This window comes from Nocardia sp. CA-107356, assembly GCF_050946365.1.
Taxonomy (GTDB): domain Bacteria; phylum Actinomycetota; class Actinomycetes; order Mycobacteriales; family Mycobacteriaceae; genus Nocardia.
In genome coordinates, this window is the sequence record NZ_CP191992.1 from 8,740,528 (window position 1) to 8,759,140 (window position 18,613).

20 protein-coding genes are annotated in these 18,613 nt (G+C 64.2%); 13 read left to right on the top strand and 7 right to left on the bottom strand.

Annotation, left to right across the window (positions count from 1 at the left end; all coding sequences use genetic code 11):
- The first annotated feature begins 163 nt into the window (after window positions 1-163).
- The 3 genes from ACQP1G_RS39445 to ACQP1G_RS39455 all read left to right on the top strand — a co-directional run bounded on the left by ACQP1G_RS39445 (window position 164) and on the right by ACQP1G_RS39455 (window position 2,348).
- Window positions 164-613: a hypothetical protein gene (locus ACQP1G_RS39445; protein ID WP_433194773.1), complete on the top strand. Its 450-nt coding sequence runs from the start codon at window positions 164-166 to the stop codon at window positions 611-613.
- 492 nt (window positions 614-1,105) lie between these two features.
- Window positions 1,106-1,918, top strand: coding sequence for a hypothetical protein (locus tag ACQP1G_RS39450; protein ID WP_433194774.1), 813 nt, complete (start codon window positions 1,106-1,108; stop codon window positions 1,916-1,918).
- Between the two features lie 37 nt (window positions 1,919-1,955).
- Window positions 1,956-2,348, top strand: coding sequence for a hypothetical protein (locus ACQP1G_RS39455; RefSeq protein ID WP_433194775.1), 393 nt, complete (start codon window positions 1,956-1,958; stop codon window positions 2,346-2,348).
- A 74-nt stretch (window positions 2,349-2,422) separates the two neighbouring features.
- Here the strand turns inward: ACQP1G_RS39455 and ACQP1G_RS39460 are convergent, their stop codons facing one another.
- The 4 genes from ACQP1G_RS39460 to ACQP1G_RS39475 form a co-directional block, all read right to left on the bottom strand.
- Window positions 2,423-2,923, bottom strand: a complete 501-nt coding sequence (locus ACQP1G_RS39460; RefSeq protein ID WP_433194776.1) for a CGNR zinc finger domain-containing protein — start codon at window positions 2,921-2,923, stop codon at window positions 2,423-2,425.
- A 189-nt stretch (window positions 2,924-3,112) separates the two neighbouring features.
- Entirely contained in the window at window positions 3,113-3,673 is a 561-nt protein-coding gene (locus tag ACQP1G_RS39465; RefSeq protein ID WP_433194777.1) for a GNAT family N-acetyltransferase, read from the bottom strand.
- Between the two features lie 19 nt (window positions 3,674-3,692).
- Complete coding sequence (locus ACQP1G_RS39470) at window positions 3,693-4,976, bottom strand: diguanylate cyclase domain-containing protein (RefSeq protein ID WP_433194778.1); 1,284 nt, start codon at window positions 4,974-4,976, stop codon at window positions 3,693-3,695.
- Between the two features lie 30 nt (window positions 4,977-5,006).
- Window positions 5,007-5,816 (bottom strand): SAM-dependent methyltransferase, encoded by an 810-nt coding sequence (locus tag ACQP1G_RS39475; protein WP_433194779.1) that lies wholly within the window; start codon window positions 5,814-5,816, stop codon window positions 5,007-5,009.
- Between the two features lie 387 nt (window positions 5,817-6,203).
- Between ACQP1G_RS39475 and ACQP1G_RS39480 the strand changes: the two genes are divergently transcribed.
- From ACQP1G_RS39480 to ACQP1G_RS39495, 4 genes are all read left to right on the top strand, one after another.
- Window positions 6,204-7,193, top strand: coding sequence for a cation diffusion facilitator family transporter (locus ACQP1G_RS39480; protein ID WP_433194780.1), 990 nt, complete (start codon window positions 6,204-6,206; stop codon window positions 7,191-7,193).
- A 44-nt stretch (window positions 7,194-7,237) separates the two neighbouring features.
- Window positions 7,238-8,329: a MerR family transcriptional regulator gene (locus ACQP1G_RS39485; RefSeq protein ID WP_433194782.1), complete on the top strand. Its 1,092-nt coding sequence runs from the start codon at window positions 7,238-7,240 to the stop codon at window positions 8,327-8,329.
- Window positions 8,326-8,841, top strand: a complete 516-nt coding sequence (locus ACQP1G_RS39490) for a hypothetical protein (protein ID WP_433194784.1) — start codon at window positions 8,326-8,328, stop codon at window positions 8,839-8,841. The genes ACQP1G_RS39485 and ACQP1G_RS39490 overlap by 4 nt, the downstream gene beginning before the upstream one ends.
- A 115-nt stretch (window positions 8,842-8,956) precedes the next feature.
- Entirely contained in the window at window positions 8,957-9,601 is a 645-nt protein-coding gene (locus ACQP1G_RS39495; protein WP_433194786.1) for a dihydrofolate reductase family protein, read from the top strand.
- A gap of 81 nt (window positions 9,602-9,682) precedes the next feature.
- On the opposite strand, the gene ACQP1G_RS39500 is transcribed toward ACQP1G_RS39495, so the two are convergent.
- A complete protein-coding gene (locus ACQP1G_RS39500; RefSeq protein WP_433194788.1) occupies window positions 9,683-10,102 on the bottom strand; it encodes a hypothetical protein in 420 nt (139 codons plus the stop codon).
- 147 nt (window positions 10,103-10,249) lie between these two features.
- Window positions 10,250-11,164 carry a sigma-70 family RNA polymerase sigma factor gene (locus tag ACQP1G_RS39505; RefSeq protein ID WP_433194790.1) on the bottom strand — a complete coding sequence of 305 codons (915 nt, stop codon included), beginning with the start codon at window positions 11,162-11,164 and terminating at the stop codon, window positions 10,250-10,252.
- A gap of 144 nt (window positions 11,165-11,308) precedes the next feature.
- Here ACQP1G_RS39505 and ACQP1G_RS39510 point away from each other — a divergent pair, with 144 nt between their 5' ends.
- The 4 genes from ACQP1G_RS39510 to ACQP1G_RS39525 all read left to right on the top strand — a co-directional run bounded on the left by ACQP1G_RS39510 (window position 11,309) and on the right by ACQP1G_RS39525 (window position 16,972).
- Window positions 11,309-13,021, top strand: coding sequence for an MFS transporter (locus ACQP1G_RS39510; RefSeq protein WP_433194792.1), 1,713 nt, complete (start codon window positions 11,309-11,311; stop codon window positions 13,019-13,021).
- Between the two features lie 157 nt (window positions 13,022-13,178).
- Window positions 13,179-13,721: a TetR/AcrR family transcriptional regulator gene (locus ACQP1G_RS39515; RefSeq protein ID WP_433194794.1), complete on the top strand. Its 543-nt coding sequence runs from the start codon at window positions 13,179-13,181 to the stop codon at window positions 13,719-13,721.
- Window positions 13,722-13,783: 62 nt separating this feature from the next.
- The gene (locus tag ACQP1G_RS39520; protein WP_433194796.1) at window positions 13,784-15,718 is read left to right on the top strand and encodes an alpha/beta fold hydrolase; all 1,935 of its coding nucleotides are present in this window, start codon (window positions 13,784-13,786) and stop codon (window positions 15,716-15,718) included.
- Between the two features lie 6 nt (window positions 15,719-15,724).
- Complete coding sequence (locus tag ACQP1G_RS39525) at window positions 15,725-16,972, top strand: amidohydrolase (protein ID WP_433194798.1); 1,248 nt, start codon at window positions 15,725-15,727, stop codon at window positions 16,970-16,972.
- 337 nt (window positions 16,973-17,309) lie between these two features.
- On the opposite strand, the gene ACQP1G_RS39530 is transcribed toward ACQP1G_RS39525, so the two are convergent.
- Complete coding sequence (locus ACQP1G_RS39530) at window positions 17,310-17,663, bottom strand: RidA family protein (protein ID WP_433209195.1); 354 nt, start codon at window positions 17,661-17,663, stop codon at window positions 17,310-17,312.
- A gap of 203 nt (window positions 17,664-17,866) precedes the next feature.
- On the opposite strand from ACQP1G_RS39530, the gene ACQP1G_RS39535 reads away from it, so the two are divergent.
- Both ACQP1G_RS39535 and ACQP1G_RS39540 read left to right on the top strand, forming a co-directional pair.
- Window positions 17,867-18,124 (top strand): hypothetical protein, encoded by a 258-nt coding sequence (locus ACQP1G_RS39535; RefSeq protein WP_433194800.1) that lies wholly within the window; start codon window positions 17,867-17,869, stop codon window positions 18,122-18,124.
- Window positions 18,125-18,179: 55 nt separating this feature from the next.
- Complete coding sequence (locus ACQP1G_RS39540) at window positions 18,180-18,602, top strand: hypothetical protein (RefSeq protein WP_433194802.1); 423 nt, start codon at window positions 18,180-18,182, stop codon at window positions 18,600-18,602.
- Window positions 18,603-18,613: the final 11 nt, after the last annotated feature.

Below are 18,613 nucleotides of genomic sequence, written 5' to 3' on the forward strand. Positions count from 1 at the left end.
TGGTTCGTATCGAATCAGCAAGGGCCGGTGCAGCGGCGGTGGTGGGCGCTGGGGTATCGCCGTGCCGGGCCGTCTGCGGTGATGGTTGAAACGAATACCTGGGTGGATTCGACAAACAAGTCGGTTCGTTTACCTGCACTATCGACAGCATCGAGGAGTTTGCATGCGGCGCATCGTAAGACGAGTTGTTGGGGTGTTTGCGGTTGTGGGGTTGGTGTCGGTGTTGTTCGCCGGGACGGCACAGGCCGACGACATGGACACTGTGTATTTCACGTCCGGGTCCGTGAACTGCTCGATTGCTGGGGATGGCACGGTTGGGTGTGATTTCGCGAATCAGGCGCAGGTTCAGTACAGCTTTCTGCCGTTCCTTTTTCCGGTGCGGGATATCGTGATCGATCAATCGTGGTTGCCTGCGCATCCGACGTTCACTGTCGGAACGCATACCTTGCCGGGTGGTAATCCGGATCTTGCGGACGTCAAGACCGGGGCCGGTACGTGGGGGTCCTACATCGAGTATGCCGGGGCGCGGTGTGAGCAGGGGTTTCACGGTAGTTTCGGGTGCAAATCCAAGGGGCGGGCCTGGACAACGTACAGCGGGATCATTTCCGCGTGAGTTGAGGCCGCGGCCGGACGCCCCGATGTCACGATCGTCGGGGCGGTCCTCGGTCGGCAGCTCTGTGGCATCACTCATGGTTCTCCCCCGGTCAGTTGTTGACGCATCCGGCAGTATGCCGAACAGGGCAGGCTCGTCATCCGGCACAGCAGGTGGTAATGAGGAGTTGTGATGGCGGGTGTGTGTCCGGTTGGAACGGCGGGTCGATCTCGGTGGCGTGATCATGCCGGGTGGCGTGGGGCGGTCCGGAGGGCTGAACTGCCTGATGGACAACAGGTTTGGGTGGTCAGTGGGTATGACGAGGTGTCCGCGCTGCTCGGTGATGCGCGGCTGAGTCTCGACAAGCGGCATTCCGGGGGTGGGTATTCGGGGTTCTCGTTGCCGCCTGCGTTGGATCGGAATCTGCTGAATACGGATGGGGCCGAGCATTCTCGGATTCGGCGACTCGCGGCGCCAGCCTTCTCGCGGAGGTCGGCCGATTCGCTTCGGAACGTGGTTCGACGGGTCAGCGGTGCCGCGTTCAGTTCGCTGGCCGAAAATGCCAGCGGCACAGTTGATCTGTTGAATCAGCTCTGTGTTCCGGTGCCCGCGCTCACGATCGGCGAATTGCTCGGCGTGCCCGCTGATCAGCACGGAGAATTGCGCGATGCCGCCACCGCCATGGTGACATTCGACGCCTCGTCGAAAGAGTCCGCAATGCGACTGGCGGGGGCCGTCACGTCGCTGGCGGAGACATTCACGAGCGTGGTGCGATTCAAGCGCGAGGTGCCGGGCGATGATCTGATCAGTGGGTGGGTGCGGGCGCGTGATGACGCCGACCTGCTGTCCGAGGACGAGCTGGTTTCGCTGGCGTTTCTGATGATGCTGGCGGGGCTGGAGAATGTGGTTCATTTGTGCGGCAACATATTTGCGGCGCTGTTGGCGGCTGATGCACCAGCAAACTGGACGGCTCGGCGTGATGAGCTGATGGAGGCTGCCAATCCGCTGCCGTTCGCGATTCGGCGATTCGCGGTCAGCGACTTGACGATTGGCGACCAGATCATCCCCAAGGGCGACACCGTACTGTTGTCGGTATTCGGCGCCGATTCCGATCCTGCCCGCAATGGGCGACCGAGCCTGATGTTCGGGCGCGGACCCCACTATTGTCTGGGCGCACAGGTCAGCGATCTGATCGTCGACGCGGTGGTGCCGGAGCTGTTCGTTCGGTATCCACAAGTGCGCCTGGCTGTTCCGGAATCAGAGCTGGAGTATCGAGCCTCATGGCGGTCGCAGGGGTTGGTCGCGTTACCGGTGCACCTCCAGTGATCCGCGTCCCCGGGAGCATTCGGTAAGAATGCACGGCATGAACGAAATGGTTGAAGTCAGGGCGACGAGCGCGGCTCCGGATCATGCGGTCGACAATCCGTCCGACGAAGCCCTGCACGACCTGCTCGCCAGCATGAACTTCAGGTATCCGTACATCATTGTCGAATGCCCGAATCCAGTGCCGCTCGGCCACTATTACATCCAGGTTCATCTGGATGAGCAGGTGGATCCGAAGGACGGATACTTCATCGAATACCGCGACGGCGGACCCGATCGACATTTCCGAGCCACGGTGCACGATACAGCGCCTTGGGACAGTGCATACTCGCCCGCCTTCGAACTGGTAGTGAAGGTGGTGCAGGACTGGGCTTCTCAGCGGCCGGCGTGGCGGGAGGCACTGTCGTGGGAGCGGATCGACCTCCAGGGTTGAGCGCTTGCGCGAATCAGATCCGCAACGCCGACGACGCGATCGCCAGCAGAACGCGAGTACCGGCTTGCCCACGATCAGGCGGAGCGGCGGGTGCGATGCTCCGCGACGTGCACGCGGGTCGAACAGCGGGTCGAACAGTATCTGCGCCTGCCGTTGCGTGAGGTGTCGACGAAAACAACGTCGCACCCCGCGCGGGCGCAGCGTCCGATGCGGCCCGGATCCTCGCAGAAGAGCTCCGCGAGCCCGGCCGCTGTGTACGCCTTGACGCGCTCGTCGATGGGTGCGTCCGCACGGGCGTAGTGCAGGTGCGGCGCACGGCCGTCGTGGGTGGAGATGTAGGGCTGGCTGGTTGTTTCGGCGAGCAGAGCGTTGAGCAGGTCGACGCTCGGTTCGGTGAAGACCGCATCGAGGCGTGCGATCCAGCGGCGCAGTTCGGCGGTCTGCCGGGTATCGAGGGTGCCGAGCGGCTTGTAGCCGGATTCGCCGAGCAGGTGCAGCAGGTCTTGCCGCGGGTCCGCGTTCACCAGTCGCGCGGCCAGTTCGGCCGCCGCTCCTCCGTAAGGGTTGAAATGCACTAGGTCATTACATCAGGCTGGACGCATGATCGCTACCTGCCCGTCTTGCTCCTGGTCCGCCCCGACCCTGGTGTCGGCACACGGCTCCACCAGCTACCTGCGCTGCATATGCGGGCAATGGCTGATCAGCGAGCACGGGACGGTGGTGGCGCGCGCGGGGACCAGCACTCTGGAGCACAGCTCTGGCAGCTAGCCGATTTCCTTGCCCGCGCGCCACTCCGGGGCCAGCACCGACCAGACTTCCACGTCGAACCGTCGACCCCGATGCGGGTAGAACTCCCGCAGCACACCGTCTTTGGTCATCCCCAATCGCCGAGCCACGGCGATGCTGGCCTGATTCGGCGCCGCGACCAGCCACTCCACCCGATGGATGCCGCGCTCCTCGATGGCCCAGTCGATGATCACCCGGACGGCGCGCGTCGCAAGGCCACGACCCGCGGCGGATGGCTCCAACCAGCAGCCCGCCTCGGCGACACCGAGCGCGAGGTCCATCGTCCGGAACAGGACGCTGCCGACCAGTGTGCCCTCGGCCCAGGTCCCATAGATCCGCCCGGTGTCGGCCGCCGCCTTCTCCGCATACTGCCGCAGGTACGTACGGCTCGACTCCAGATCCGTGACCGCGTCCGGGACTTTGATGTATTGCCCGACGGACTCCCGCCCTCGGTCCATATGGTCCAGAAACTCCGCGGCATGTCGCGGTTCGAGCGGGCGCAGTTCGGCGCCATCCGGGCCGAGCGAAATCGAGAACATCGTGATCTTCCGTGGGCGGCTAAGGCGATTCGTGCCGTATCCGGCGTCCTCCGGCGGCTTTGTTGCGGTACATCGCGGTATCGACGGCATGCATCATCTCGTCGATATCGGTGGGGCGTTCTTCGGCGAAAACCGTTCCGATGCTGGCGCCTACGGTCACAGCCTGCCCGGCCACCTGCATCGGGGTGGCGAGTGCGTCGAGCAGCAGCCCGGAAACCGTGACCAATTGTTCTGCACCTGTGCATTTTTCGACGAGAACGATGAACTCGTCGCCGCCGATTCGCGCGACCAACCCGCCAACCGATTCGATGGATACGCGCAGGCGTTGGGCGACGTCGCGCAGTACCCGGTCCCCGACCGTATGTCCCCATACGTCGTTGACTTCCTTGAATCCGTCGAGGTCGAGATAGCAAACACCCACTGGCGGAACGGCATTCGCCAGTCGGTTGAAGAACAGCACGCGGTTGGGCAGGCCGGTCAGGCTGTCGTGATTGGCGTCGTGCCACAGCCGGTCGGCGAGCTTCTTGCGTTCGGTGACATCGACGGCGACGCCGATCAGGAAGCGGATTCGCCCACTGTTGTCACGTACCGCGGACATGGACAGGTCGATACTGGTGATGGTCCCGTCGCGGCGAAGATGGTCGGTTTCGAGGCGGAAACGGTCGGTCCGACCGCTGAGTAGGTGCTCCAAATTGGCATATGCGTCACCGATATTCGCGGGGCCGAGCAGTTCGGCGACCGATCGGCCGGGCATCATCGCCGCGGGTAGGCCGAGCATATCGGCCATGGCCGCGTTCACCTCCAACACTCGGCCGGTGACGTCCACCGTCCCGATACCAACCGACGCTCCCGTGAAGACCGCTTCGAACCTGGCCTCCGACAACTGCCTTCGCACCTCGGCCTCCTGCGCGGCCGAAAGTGCCGCTGCGAGTGTGGTTTCCTGCTCCCCTAACGCCGCGTTCCGCAGCGCGGAGGTGAAACCCGCAGCGAACTCGGCAGCGACAACTATCGCACGCTCACGAATCGCCTCGTATTCGGATTCGGTTCCAGTGGGGCAGATTTCACGCACGATATCCCGGCAGATAACCAGAACCGACCGGCTGACCGCAATCGAGTCACGGTAATTCGCCGCAACAAGTACCGCAGCTGCGTCATTGGCGACCTCGACCGCCCGCGTACCGCGCACCGCCGCGACGAGTACATCGCCGAGTTCCGCTAGCAGGCTTTCGATTTGGGTTCGGTTGAGGGTCGGAGCCACGGCACCGTCGAGCGCATCCGCCCATCGCACCGCCAGTTCACCCATCCCGACTCGAACCCCCTGTCAGCGCTGCGGTCAGAACTTCAGGCCGACGCCGGCCAGGCCGAGCGATCGGCCCGGCGTCTCGTGCTGGTCACGTTCGGATTCCGGGCGCCAGACGGGTAGCTCGACGACGCCCGGTTCGACCAGCTCCCACCCTTGGAACATTGCGACAATGGCGTCCTTCGAGCGGAAGTGGATGCCGACGCGGGTCACATTCGCCGCATTGTGGCCGAGCTTGCCCGCATCCTCGGGGCGCATCTCCGATGTCAGGTGCGAGATCGCGACGTAGCTTCCGGCGGGAACGGCCGCGCGCAGTGCGGAAACCTTCTCGACCGGGCGGTCATCGTCGGAGAGCAGGTGCAGTACCGCCATCATCAAGACCCCGACCGGTTGGTCGAAATCGATGAGGCCGGTCTCGCGGACGCGGGCGAGCAGCTCGTCGGGTTTGCGCAGGTCCGCTTCGATGGCCGCAGCCTTGTCGTTGTCCTGCAGGATCGCACGGGCGTGGGCGACGGCGATCGGATCGATATCGGCATACAGCACGCGGACATCCGGATCCAAGGACTGCGCGACCTCATGCACATTGCCCGCGGTCGGAATGCCCGAGCCGATATCGAGGAATTGGCGCAGCCCCTGGTCGACCAGGAATCGGACCACACGACGCAAGAAAGCCCGGTTGCTCAGCGCCAGCCGCGGCAGATCGGGCACCAAACGCTTGCCCGCCTCGGCGGCCTGGCGATCGATCTCGAAGTTGTGTGAGCCGCCGAGCAACGCGTCATACATCCGTGCCGGGCTCGCCTGTTGCATATCCACGCCCTCAGGCGCCCACCCAGGCCTGTCCATGAAACCCCTCCTGCGCTAACGCCGCCGCACTGCGCACGGCTCGCAGTGCGCAGTTGGCGGCCGTGTTCAAATTCGCTCGCTGACGCACGCTCACCGATCGGACCGCCCCAGCTATCCAGGCCGGTCCGCACCGCCCGGATATCGCAGTTGTTGATCACGAAGAGGTGCTTTCCGCATAGTAGTCGGGCCGGTCGGTTCGCATGATCACGAATTCGACACTGTTGATCCAGGCGTTCGAGCGGCTTTTCATATTCACACATGCGCATGAGTGCAAGATCGGCTAGTCTGTCGGACGGCAGCGATGTGAAGCGGAAGGAGCGTTCGACTATGGGCGAACAGTGCGTGTCGCCGAAGCGGTCCGCAGCGGTGGTCAGCGAGGCTGAACACATGGCTCATGACCACTCGCATGAATCCGGCCATGCGCACTCCGGCCATGCGGACGAACACGGGCACAGCCACGACCACGGCGTCTCGGCCGATTCGGATCCGCGCTGGCTGGCCATCGCACTCGGCTTGATCGTCGCGTTCATGGTGGCCGAGGTGATCGTCGGCCTGCTGGCGCATTCGCTGGCGCTGATCTCCGACGCCGCGCATATGCTCACCGATGCCGCGTCGATCGTGCTCGCGATGATCGCGATCCGGTTGGCTCGACGTCCGGCGCAGGGGCGGTACACCTATGGGTTCAAACGGGTCGAGATTCTTTCGGCACAGGCCAATGGCATTACGTTGCTGCTGCTTGCGGCATGGTTCGTATACGAGGGCATCAATCGGCTGATCCATCCGCCGGATGTCGAAGGTCCATTGGTGTTGATCACGGCGTTGGTCGGGATCGCCGTCAATATCGCCGCCGCCTGGAGCATCAGCCGCGCCAACCGGACCAGCCTGAATATCGAGGGCGCGTTCCAGCACATCCTCAATGACCTCTATGCCTTCATCGGGACCGCCATCGCGGGCGCGGTGGTGTGGCTGGCCGGGTTCGCCCGTGCCGATGCGATCGCGGCACTGGTCGTCGCGGGGCTGATGATCAAGGCGGGCTGGTCATTGGTTCGGGAATCGGGGCGGATCTTCCTGGAGGCCGCGCCCGCCCACCTGAATCCGGACGCCATCGGGGCACGGATCGTCGCGATCCCGCAGGTGACGGAGGTCCACGACCTGCACGTCTGGCAGATCACCTCCGGACAGCCCTCACTTTCGGCGCACGTCCTCGTCGACGATAAAGCCGACTGCCATGCGGTTCGTTCGACAATCGAGACAGTGCTGCACGACGAATTCGCGTTGGAGCATACGACTTTGCAAGTGGACCATTCGTCGGATCTCGAGGTCGCGGCCGATGACGCGCACTGCGCCGATTCGCATGGACCGGTGCACCGGTCCTGATCGCCGTTTGACCTTCGGGTTACCTGAGACTCCATGATGAGCGGGTGGCGGGCGATGGGTTGATCACGATCGGCGGGTTGGCGCGGGCCTGTGGGCTCACCGCCAGTGCGCTGCGGTTCTATGACGATTGCGGGCTGCTGGTTCCGGTTCGGGTCGATGGGATGACCGGGTATCGGTATTACAGCGAGGCGCAGGTCGATCGGGGGGTGCTGATTCGACGGCTGCGCGGGATCGGGGTGCCGCTCGAGGTTGTTTCGGAGATTTTGGACGGGGACAGTGCGCGGGCGGAGCGATTGCTCGATGACCATGTGGCGGAGCTTGCCGAGCGCGCGCGGGAGGCCGCGGCAGTTACCCGGGTGATCAAGGCGGAGATCCGGGCCGGTGTGATGCTGTCCGCGGCGGTACTTGCCGCGGCCATCGAACAGGTGCGGTCAGCGGCGGCTCTGGATCGTGAAATACCGGTGCTGTCAGGGATTTTGGTGGAGTCGAGTGCTGATTCGGTCACGGTGACGGCCACGGATCGGTATCGGCTGTCGACGCGGGCAATGGTGCCGGTGCGGCCGAGTGGTGCGACCTGGTCGGCGGTTGTCGATGCGAGCGACTTCGGCGGAATCGGTTCCTGGCTGCGGGAATTGGACGAAGTGACTATGCGGTGCGCGGGCGGTGAACTGGTGCTGACCGGTGGTGGTGCCGAGCGTCGATGCGGCGCCATCGATGCGGCGTATCCGGACTATCGGGCGATGTTGGCGGGGCTGGCTGCGGTTCGGACTCGGGTGGTGGCGGAACGGGATGCGCTGCTCGCCGTGCTCGAGAATTGGGGTGCCGAGCAGATTGTCTTCTTCGCCGACGAGTCAGGGCTTTTCGTGAGGCGCAATGGCCGAATCGAGCCTTCCGATACCGAACCGCAGGCGAGTGAGCCCCAGCACATACCCGCATCCGTTACTGGGCCGGACACCGAACTCGCCTTCTCCCCCACGACATTACGGCCCGCATTGGTGAGCGCGATCGGTCCGGAGATCATGCTCGATATCGCCGCGGCCGACGCACCCGTCGTCGTTCGGTCGGCGAACGACGGGGATCTCACCACTCTCGTAATGCCGACTGCTATCGCGAACTCGAAGGAGCCCCGGGCATGAATGCCACTGGTACAACACAATCGGCACAGGAGACGATGGCCGCCATTACCCAAGCGGTTGAGCTCGGCCGGACGGGATCGGCGCAGGCCGCGCGCGAATGGTTGCTCGGGATATGGGCGGCGATCGGCCCGCAGGGCGATCCATTGCATCGGTGCACGCTGGCGCATTATCTCGCCGATCTATATGACGATGCGGCACAGGCGCTTTGCTGGGACGTTCGTGCGCTCGATGCCGCGGAATGTCTGACAAATGAGCGACTGCGGCAACACCACGCGACTCTCGATATCCGGGGTTTCTATCCGTCTCTGCATTTGAACCTGGCCGACAATTACCGGCGGCTCGGTTCATTCGATGCGGCTCAGCAGGAGATCGACGCGGCACGAGACGGCCTGGATGCGCTCGGGGACGATGGATACGGGGTCATGATTCGCACCGCGGTTGATGAAGTGGCCGAGGCGATTCGGAGTCGGGCGACCGCACGACGGCCGTCGGCTCCGAGCGGGCGTGGATAAGGCTTGCGGACCAGCACTCGGGCACCGACACCTTGCCATGAGCAACTGGTTGCACTTTGAGATCAGTCAAGGTATGTTGCTAACTGATTGCATTTTACAACCAGAAGGGGCTCCGATGACGCAGCTGGTCCGCGTTCAGAACTTCACTGTGTCCAGCGATGGCTACGGTTCGGGAGAGGGGCAGAGCCGCGAACGCCCGTTCGGCCACGCCGATCCGGGTCCGCTCTTCTTCTGGGCGGGCGCCACCGCGCACTGGCCCAACCGGACCGACCCCGGGGGAACCTACGGTCTCGACGACTACTGCACTCGCGACTTCACCAACAACATCGGCGCCGAGATCATGGGGCGCAATAAATTCGGTCCGCAGCGGGGACCATGGGAGAACTACGACTGGCAAGGATGGTGGGGTGACGAACCCCCGTTCCATACGCCGGTATTCGTCCTCACCCACCACGTGCGGCCCTCGATCACCTTGGGAGAAACCACGTTCCATTTCCTCGATGCGTCACCGAAGGACGCGCTGGCGCAGGCTTTCGACGCCGCCGACGGTAAGGACGTGCGAATCGGCGGCGGAGTTGCCACGGTCCGGGAGTTCCTCGACGCCGATCTCATCGATACGATGCACATCGCCGTTGCGCCAGTCGAAATCGGCCGTGGCGAAAGGTTGTGGGCGGGTCCCGACGAACTTGTCGACCGTTTTCATTTGGAGCAGATCCCGAGCCCGAGTGGGGTGGTGCATCACTTTTTCTGGCGACGGTGACCCGCGTGGCACCTGGTCGCCGGAGCGGCCCCGGTTCGGCAGGACACCGGGGCCGTCTCGCTTTACCTCAGCGGCACATTCTCAGAAGCAGTACGGGAATTTGCATGTCGATGGATCATTCGGACCGAAGATCACGGCAATCAGGCCATTGATAATGGTGTCGGCCACCCCCGATCCGGTGTTGAACGCCACCTCCTGCGCGGTAGCAGGCTTGTCGGCGACGAAATCAGGAAGCGCGACATCTGCCGACGCGGTCGCGGGGGTACTGATAAGGATGCCAGCCGTAACCGTCAGCAGGACCTTGCGGATCATATTGCTGCCTTTCGCTTTTCGGTTGATTGCACATCGCAGCCTATCCAGGACACCGAGGGACGGAATCCCCGCCCACGGTGAGCGCCGCGGGATCACGAAGTCCACCGCATCGCGACCCCAAGACACCGAACGTAATTCGTGCGCAACGAACCGGGTCAGCGACACCGCCATGACAACGCGCGCTGCCATGGCGCGGGACCGGAGTTCCCCTGCGGCCAGCGCGCGATTGTCGACCAGTCGAATGCTGCGGCAGGCGACCGTGGCACGGCGGGCGAGGTGACCTCACGGCTGCCACTGACACGACACGGCACACCGCCAGCGAAAGCTGTTCCGGCGCTAGGCTTCGGGCGCCGGCGGCTGCGTCACATCGGGAACGGCGAGCGAGATGGTGGCAAGTCGGTCCGGGTCGGCGATGATGTCGATGGTCGTGATGCGCTGGTCGGCGATGGTGAAGGCGAGCAGGCAGTCCAGGATTCCGTTGGGCGCGACGACCAGTCCGACATGACCGTCGATGAGGGCGGGGCGGGTGTAGCGGGCGCGGGCGGAGAACATCAGGGCGCTGGCGGTGACCCGGCGCGCGCCACGCATCCGAATCGGTTGTCCGCTCGGTGCGGCAACGGCATCGGCATGCAGTGCGACGTTCGGGTCGAGCACGGCGATGAGTGCGTCGAAATCACCAGCGCGGGCGGCCATGAGGAAGGCAGCTACGACGGCACGTTCATCGGCGATGCGGCGGTCGGTATCGGCAACGGATGTGCCACGGACGCGACGGCGGGCACGAGCGGCCAGTTGCGCGGCCGCGGCCGGGGTACGGCCGAGGATGGGCGCGAGTTCGGCGTAAGGCAGGTCGAACAGGTCGTGCAGAACGAAAGTCAGCCGCTCGGCGGGGGTGAGGGTGTCGAGCACGACCAGCAGCGCCAGCCCGACCGAGTCGGCCATTACCGCCTCTTGTTCGGGATCCATGGTGTCCGCGGGAATGGCGGGCAGATCGGTCGGTAGTGCGCCGACCGGATCTTCGCGGCGTGCCTTGCGGGCGCGCAACATATCCAAGCAGATGTGGGCGACGACGGCGGTCAACCAATTGCGCAGATTGCGCACACCGGCGGTATCGGCGCGGTCCAGCCGCAACCACGCCTGTTGAACCGCGTCATCGGCCTCGGTCGCCGACCCGAGCATCCGGTAGGCGACGGCGGTGAGATGGGCGCGGTGGTCCTCGAAGTGCTGCCCGAGCCACTGGGTCTCCTCGGTCATCAGCGGTATCTCCTTCCCGTCCCGATCCGCCTGTCATGTCGACGGGTCATGATCCGTCATATCTATGACGGCCGAGACCGGGGTGACATGACACGCCCGCGGAAACGGATCCACCTCGCATGCGCCGAACAGGAGGGCGAGCTGATGCGCAAAACATCCGACATCCTCGACACCCAGCCCGGCTTCCCGCGCTCGACACATCTGTCGGTCGAACCGACGCCCGATCGGCGGCGCTGGCTCGCCTTGGTGGTGTTGCTGGTGGCCGGGTTCATGGACCTGCTCGATGTGACGATCGTGAACGTGGCGCTGCCGACGATACAGCGGGATCTGGACGCTCCGTACGCGGATCTCGAGTGGGTGGTGTCGGGCTATCTGCTCGGGTTCGCGGCGCTGCTGATCACCGGCGGCCGACTCGGCGATCTCTTCGGCCGCAAAACCATCCTGCTGGTCGGACTGACGCTTTTCACGGTGGCCTCGTTGGCCTGCGGGATCGCTCCCGGCCCGGCCTGGCTGATCGCCGCACGGGTAGTCCAGGGCGCGACGGCCGGGCTGATGATCCCGCAGATTCTGGCGATCATGCAGGTGTCGTTCCCCATCGCCGAGCGCGGGAAGGTGCTCGGCATCTGGGGTGGCGTACTCGGTTCGGCGTCGGTGGCCGGATTGATCGTGGGTGGAATCCTGGTGCAGGCCAACCTGTTCGACTGGGAGTGGCGGCCGATCTTCTTGGTCAATGTGCCCGTCGGGCTGCTCGCCATCCCGGCGACGATGGTCCTGGTGCGGCAGTCCCGCTCGGCGACCGCGGACCGACTCGATCCGATCGGCACTGCTCTCGCGATCGGCGCCGTGCTGCTGCTGGTATATCCGCTGACCGAAGGACGCGCCCTCGGCTGGCCGGTATGGACATTCGGGTTGATGGCCGCATCCGCGCTGATCCTCGCGGTATTCGTGGTCTTCGAGCGCCGCCGCATCGCAACGGTCGGATCACCGTTGGTGGTGCTGGATCTGTTCCTGGCCCGCACATTTACCGCGGGCATGGTCGTGTGGCTGCTGTTCTGGATCGCGCTCGGCGGCTACTTCCTGGTGTGGACGCTGTATCTGCAAGCGGGGCTCGGTTGGACCCCGCTGCGGGCCGGGCTCAGCGCGTCGCCGTTCGCGGTCGCCGCTGCGGCTGGAGCCGGAACCAGCGTGCAGATATTCGTGCCGCGCTATGGGCGGATGGTGCTGTTCGCGGGCGCGATGATCAACGCCGCCGGGTTCGGCATGTACCTGTATCTGGCCGCGCATTACGGTTCCGGCATTACCTCGGTGCAGATGATCGCGCCCCTCACCATCAGCGGATTCGGATTCGGACTCTTCGTCGCCCCCGCCGTCGATCTGATCCTGTCGGGGGTATCCGCCCACGATGCCGGGTCCGCGTCCGGGCAGCTGTCGACGATCCAGCAGGTCGGCATGGCCCTCGGTGTCGCGCTGGCCGGAGTCTTCTTCTTCACCCAACTCGACCAGACCTCCGACCACGGCACCACCGCCGCGATCCCCGCCCTGCGGCAACAACTCACCGAACTCGATATCCCGACCGCCACCCGAGACCAGATCCTCACCCAGTTCCGTGCCTGCGTCCACGATCGTTCCGCGGCCACCGACCCCACCGCCGTACCGGCCAGCTGCCAACCCCCACCCGGCCAGCCCTTCGCCGAACCACTCCAACAGGCGCTCACCCAGGCCGGATTACAAGCCAACGCGCACAACATGTCTCGCACCTTCGCGCAAACGCTGTGGTGGGCCATCGGCGTGCTGATCGCCGTTGCCGCGGGAGTGTGCGCGCTCCCGAAGCGCCTGTCCGCCGATAGCGATTCCTGACGGTACGGGGTTGCGGTCCACAACTCGGCAGATGCAGCTCCTGCACAAACCACGGGCCACATTGATCCGGCAATCGAGTTCGTGGATGGTTGACATGATTATGCAGACCGGTCTAGCGTGTCGTATGGCAACCAAGGGAGATACGACGCGAGCACGGATGGTTGAAGCGACTCGATTGATGGTCGAGGCGAATGGATACCACGGCACCGGACTGAAGCAGGTGCTCGAGCTGGCCGAGGCCCCCAGAGGCTCGCTCTACCACCACTTTCCCGGCGGTAAGGACGAGCTGGTTGGCGAAGCCCTCGCCGTGGCGGGCAGGGATGTCGATCGCATGGTCAAGGAGTTGGCCCTACAGGCGCCCACCCTCGGCGATCTCGTGCGAGCGATGCTGGAAACATTGGCAGACAGGATGGTCGCCGCCGATTACAGCAAAGGCTGCCCAGTGGCCACCGTGGCGCTGGAGGTAGCTGCCACCAACGACGCCCTGCAACCGATCTGCGGTGGCATCTACGCGGGCTGGCAACAAACGCTGGCAGCTGCCCTGCGCGCCGACGGCCGCGACCCGACCGAAGCGGATGACCTCGCAACGACGGCACTCGCCCTAATCGAAGGTGCACTGGTGCTAGCGCGTGCCAGCCGCAGTCGGATCCCCGTTGAGCGGGTCGGACGGCGCATCGCCCGGCTGCTCGCCAAAGACTGACGATCGCACAGGATTCAGCGGCGTGTAAATGCAATATGTAGACCGGTCTAGTTAGGAATGAGATGAAAGAGACCTTGAACAGCGCCCCAGACGCGGTGGTATTCGGCGCGACGGGCCTTATCGGCAAGTGGACAGTGCTACATCTCCTCGATCAGGGCCGTGCGGTCGCTGCCGTTATTCGCAATCCGGCTCAGCGGCGCGCGAATGCCGAGGGCGAGCCGATAGGAAGCCGGGAGAACGAATTGCGCGTGTGGCTAGGCGATCGCGGCGTGGCCGCCGATCGACTCACGGTTGTGTCCGGCGATTTCACGAAAGGCACAGACCTGGGGTTGAGTCAGGCGGACGACGATCGACTGGCTGGTATCCGGGATGTTTTCAACGTTGCCGGTATTTATCGGTTCGGGCTGGAACGCGAGGAGGCCACTGCGGTAAACGTCGAGGGTGCTCTCAACGTGTTGTACTGGTCCGCGACCCGTCGTGCCCTCCGTCGACTGATCCATGTATCCGGCTATCGGGTCGGATCCGACCCGGAACCACGGTATCCGCTTCCCGAAGAAGAATTGGCGAAGCTCTACCGGGGCAAAGGAGCCTATGAAGGTTCCAAGACCGAAGCGGATGCCGCCATGCGGGTGATCGCGGCGCAATCGGGTGTCCCACTGACTGTGGTGAATCCCAGCAGCGTGATCGGCCATTCAGAGACCGGCGAGGTCGGTCAGTACCTTGGTTTGGCTGACGTGGTCCGCGATCTGTGGATGGGGAAACTCCCGGCACTTCCGGGAACCGCACGTACCTTCGTGCCCGTGGTCGCCGTCGATCATTTCGCAAAGTTCATGGCCGCGATTCCCCATTACGATCCGGAGCCTGGCGGTGTGCACTGGGTGCTCGATGCGAACACGCCCAATCTGCCCGATATGGTGCGGCTGCTGGCCGACCACCTGGGCGTGCGTGCACCCAAAACGCAAGTGCCAGTCGGGCTGATCCGCAGCCTCCCAACCGCATTGACCGGCGCAAACCCCGAAACACTTACATTCCTCTCCGAGGACCGTTACGACACGACCTCGACCGATAGGGTCGCCCATGCCGCAGGGCTCCAGCAGCCGCGAGTCGAGACCGTCCTGCGCCGCTGGGCCGACCGGTTGGTATCGGACGGCTTCGGGGCGACGCCGACGAATTTTCCCGGCGGCTTCCATGAAGTCGGCGGATCTCGGACTTTTGTCGCCGGAGATAGAACTTCGCCCGATTTCGTTCTCCTGCATGGAATTCCCCTTGACGGTGATTCATGGCAGGCAGTGATCAGCGAATTGGGCAACGAGCGCGTTCTCGTCGCCGATCTGCCCGGACTCGGCCGTTCTACCGCTACCGCGGCGACACCGCTGGAGTGGGTCACCGATCTGCTGAAGCCGGTACGAACCCGCCCCATTCTTGTCGCCCACTCAGCGGCCGCCGCACCGGCACTGCGTTATGCCGCCGCCCATCCCGAACGCATCACGGCCGTGCTCATCATCTCCCCGTACTTCCTCCAAGCGCGGCCCAACTGGTTGCTCCGTACACCGATGCTCGCCGCACCACTCCTCAGGCGGATATCGGCCGACCGTTTGGCGAACACTCTGCTCGGCGACAGCGGTGCCTTTTCCGCAGAACATATTCGTCGGGCCATCGAAAGCGCGCAGAAGCAACTGCAACGACCTGGCGTCGCCCGCCGAGTAGCCAACTGGCTCCGGGCTGCGAACCAACGCTCGGAACGCGCTGCTCTCCAGGCACTACTCGACGGAACCGAACCGTTCCCCGTCCCTGTCCACATCGTTGCCGGATCACTTGATCCGCTGATCGGTGATTCCAGCGATGCCACCATCGTGACCGTCACCGACAGCGGACATTACCCGCAACTCACGCACCCCTCGGACATTGTTGCCACGATGCGGAGCATTGCCGACCGCTCGATCCGCAGTGCTGCATCCAGCCCAAGTGGATCAATCCCCGTCGAATCGCAGGATTAGACCGATATGACACGAACAGTTGTCGTGGACGAACACTGGCAGCAGGTCTACCGGCACCTGCACGCGCACCCCGAATTATCGGGGGTCGAAGACGCTACGGCGGACCTGGTAGCCCAGGAGCTGCGGTCACTGCCCGGCTGGGAGGTGACGGCAGGTGTGGGCGGCACTGGAGTGGTCGGTGTTCTTCGAGGAACCCCCGGACCGGTGGTCTGGCTGCGGGCCGATATGGATGCGTTGCCGGTCCAAGAGGACACCGATCTCGAATACGCCTCAACCGTGCCCGGAGTCATGCACGCATGTGGCCACGACTTCCATATCGCCGCACTGCTGGCCGTCTGCGCCGAGTTGGGAGCCTCGGACGCGCTACCCGGCACAGTCGTTGCGATCTTTCAACCCGCCGAGGAAACCGGCTCCGGAGCCACGGCGATGCTCGACGACGGTTTGCTGGAAAAGGTTCCGCGGCCCTGGATCTGTCTCGGGCAGCATGTGAGCCCGTTGCCTGCCGGGCTGATTTTGACCCGGGGTGGTCCGTTGATGGCTGCCGCCGATTCGGTGCGGGTGTCGCTGACCGGCGTGGGCGGGCATGCCTCGACTCCACATCTGGCCGTCGATCCGCTCGCGATGGCGGCCTCTCTGGTGCTACGGCTGCAGGCGTTGACTGCCCGGCAGACCTCGCTGTCGGCAGCTCCAGTCCTCACTGCTGCGGCGCTGCATGCCGGACAACGCGCCAACATCATCGCCGACAGTGCGGAAATACTACTGAGCTTGCGGACTTTCACCCCTGGCTCACGTCGGGACATGCTGGAAGCGATCGACCGAATTGTCATGGCCGAAGCCACAGCCGCTGGCGCACCACGTGAGCCGGTAGTGGAGGTCTTCGACAGCTTCCCATTGACCGTTAACACCCCCGGCGCCACCGAGCGCGTCATGACGGAGCTCACCGCAGGCGGACTCACAGTATTCCCATTGCCGAAGCCGATCACCGGCAGCGAAGACTTCGGCCTGCTCGGCGCGGCGGCGGGCTGTCCGTCGGTGTTCTGGCATATCGGCGGCGCCGATCCCAGCCGGTTCACCTCGGAAGACCAAGAATTGCTACTCACTGAGGGGCATCTGCCGTCACGGATGCCCGTCAACCACTCGCCACGCTTCGCCCCGGACCCTCGGCATGCATTGCCTGCGGCTGTCGCCGCCTTGGTGACCGCGGCACGCGCGGAACTCGAGCCCGCAGACAAACATCCGTCAAGATCGCGGTGACCAACCGGATCGGATTCTGCAACAGGCATCGTGGCGACCGGACACGTCATCCGCGTCACCGGACGGGCACGCAAGCAGCTGGCCGGAGTCATCCAGAACGCCGTGTTCCCGAACCAAAACATCCAGGAGGCCGAAAAATGGCCCAGGTTAGCGAGATTGGATCTCGCTAACCTGGGCCGCTTGTAGCGGGGACAGGATTTGAACCTGCGACCTCTGGGTTATGACAGAACCCGATACAGCCATCTTCGGTTAGGTTCGGTTTCATGCCTCGGGAAATCACCCGCCTTCCTGCTTACTCGCCGCCTCCGGCAGCCCGACCGGAGGCGGCGAGGTGGCTTCACTCGACGGCGGTTCCCTCGAGCTCCACCATCTGGCCGGGGATCGCCAGCCGTGTGACCCCGAGCATCGTGGTAGTCGGTGTCACCCCGGAAGCGCCCAACCGCGACGCCAGCACGCCGTAGTGCTGGAAAAGCAGATCGACGTCGGTGGTGTAGACGTTGAGCCGGACGAGGTTCGCGAGGGACATGCGAGCCTCTCCGAGCACGGCCTCCAAGTTGTCGAGGCTCAGCGCCAACTGCGCCGCCATGTCACCGGCATGCTGGGGCTTGCCGTCGCCGCTCATCGCGGTCTGCCCGGAGCAGTACAGGGTCCGGGTGTGCCCGGAGACGAGCTCACCCTGGTTGAATCCCATCTCCACCGACCACGTCACCGGGTTGACTGCCGTTCGTTCCGCTACCACATCAGCTCCATTCAATTCGTTGAAGTACGTACGTCCATCGGCCCGGTAGCCGCTGTCTGTGACGCCGTGGTGGTAAGCCTCCCGCCAAATCACGACATCCCCTGTCGTGTATTCGGTAAAGTTTTCGCATGCGCGCCGACCGGTTGGTGTAGCTGGTGCTGTTGCTGCGCCAGCGTGGTCGGCTGACTGCGGCCGAGCTGGCCGACGAGCATGCTCTGAGCAGTGCGGACCGCGCCAACCAGCAGTTTTTCCATGAGCCCCGCCCGATCCCGTACTGGTGGCAGAAGCACGGCTGGTGGAGATCCGGCAACTGTTCAAAACCGCTGAGCAGATCGAGAACCGGGTTCTGCTCGAAGGCCCCGACGATGTCGCTGAAGCGGCAGAACAGTTGGTTCAACAGTTTGGTTCCCTGAGACCGGAATCATCAGTGTCACAGGGCATGTCATCCGGATCACCACGGTCGGGCTGGTGCGCGAGTCCAACCAGGACCCCAACAACTCCAAAAACCTCCGGCGATGGCTCCAGCTGCCGCCCTACGGGGTAGCAATGCTCCAACAGCGAATTCCGACACTGAAGCCGACAAAGGACGGGACGACGCCGCTGTTCCAATCCAGCGCAGGAACACTGCGTGACCCGACGAACTTCAACGATCAGTGGCGGCGGGTGCGATCCGCGCTCGAGGTTCCCGACGGGATCACCGGGCACTCGTTCCGCAAGCTCCTGATCGACCTGGGCCTGGATGCCAAGCTGTCGGCAGTGATGGTCGCCGACCAGGTCGGGCACGCCCGCCCGACCGAAACCCTCAATACCTACGCAACGAGGGGGCGGCCGAGCCGGGAGATGGCCGACGTCATCCAGAACGCCGTGTTCCCGAACCAAAAGGTCGAGTAGATCGAAAAAAT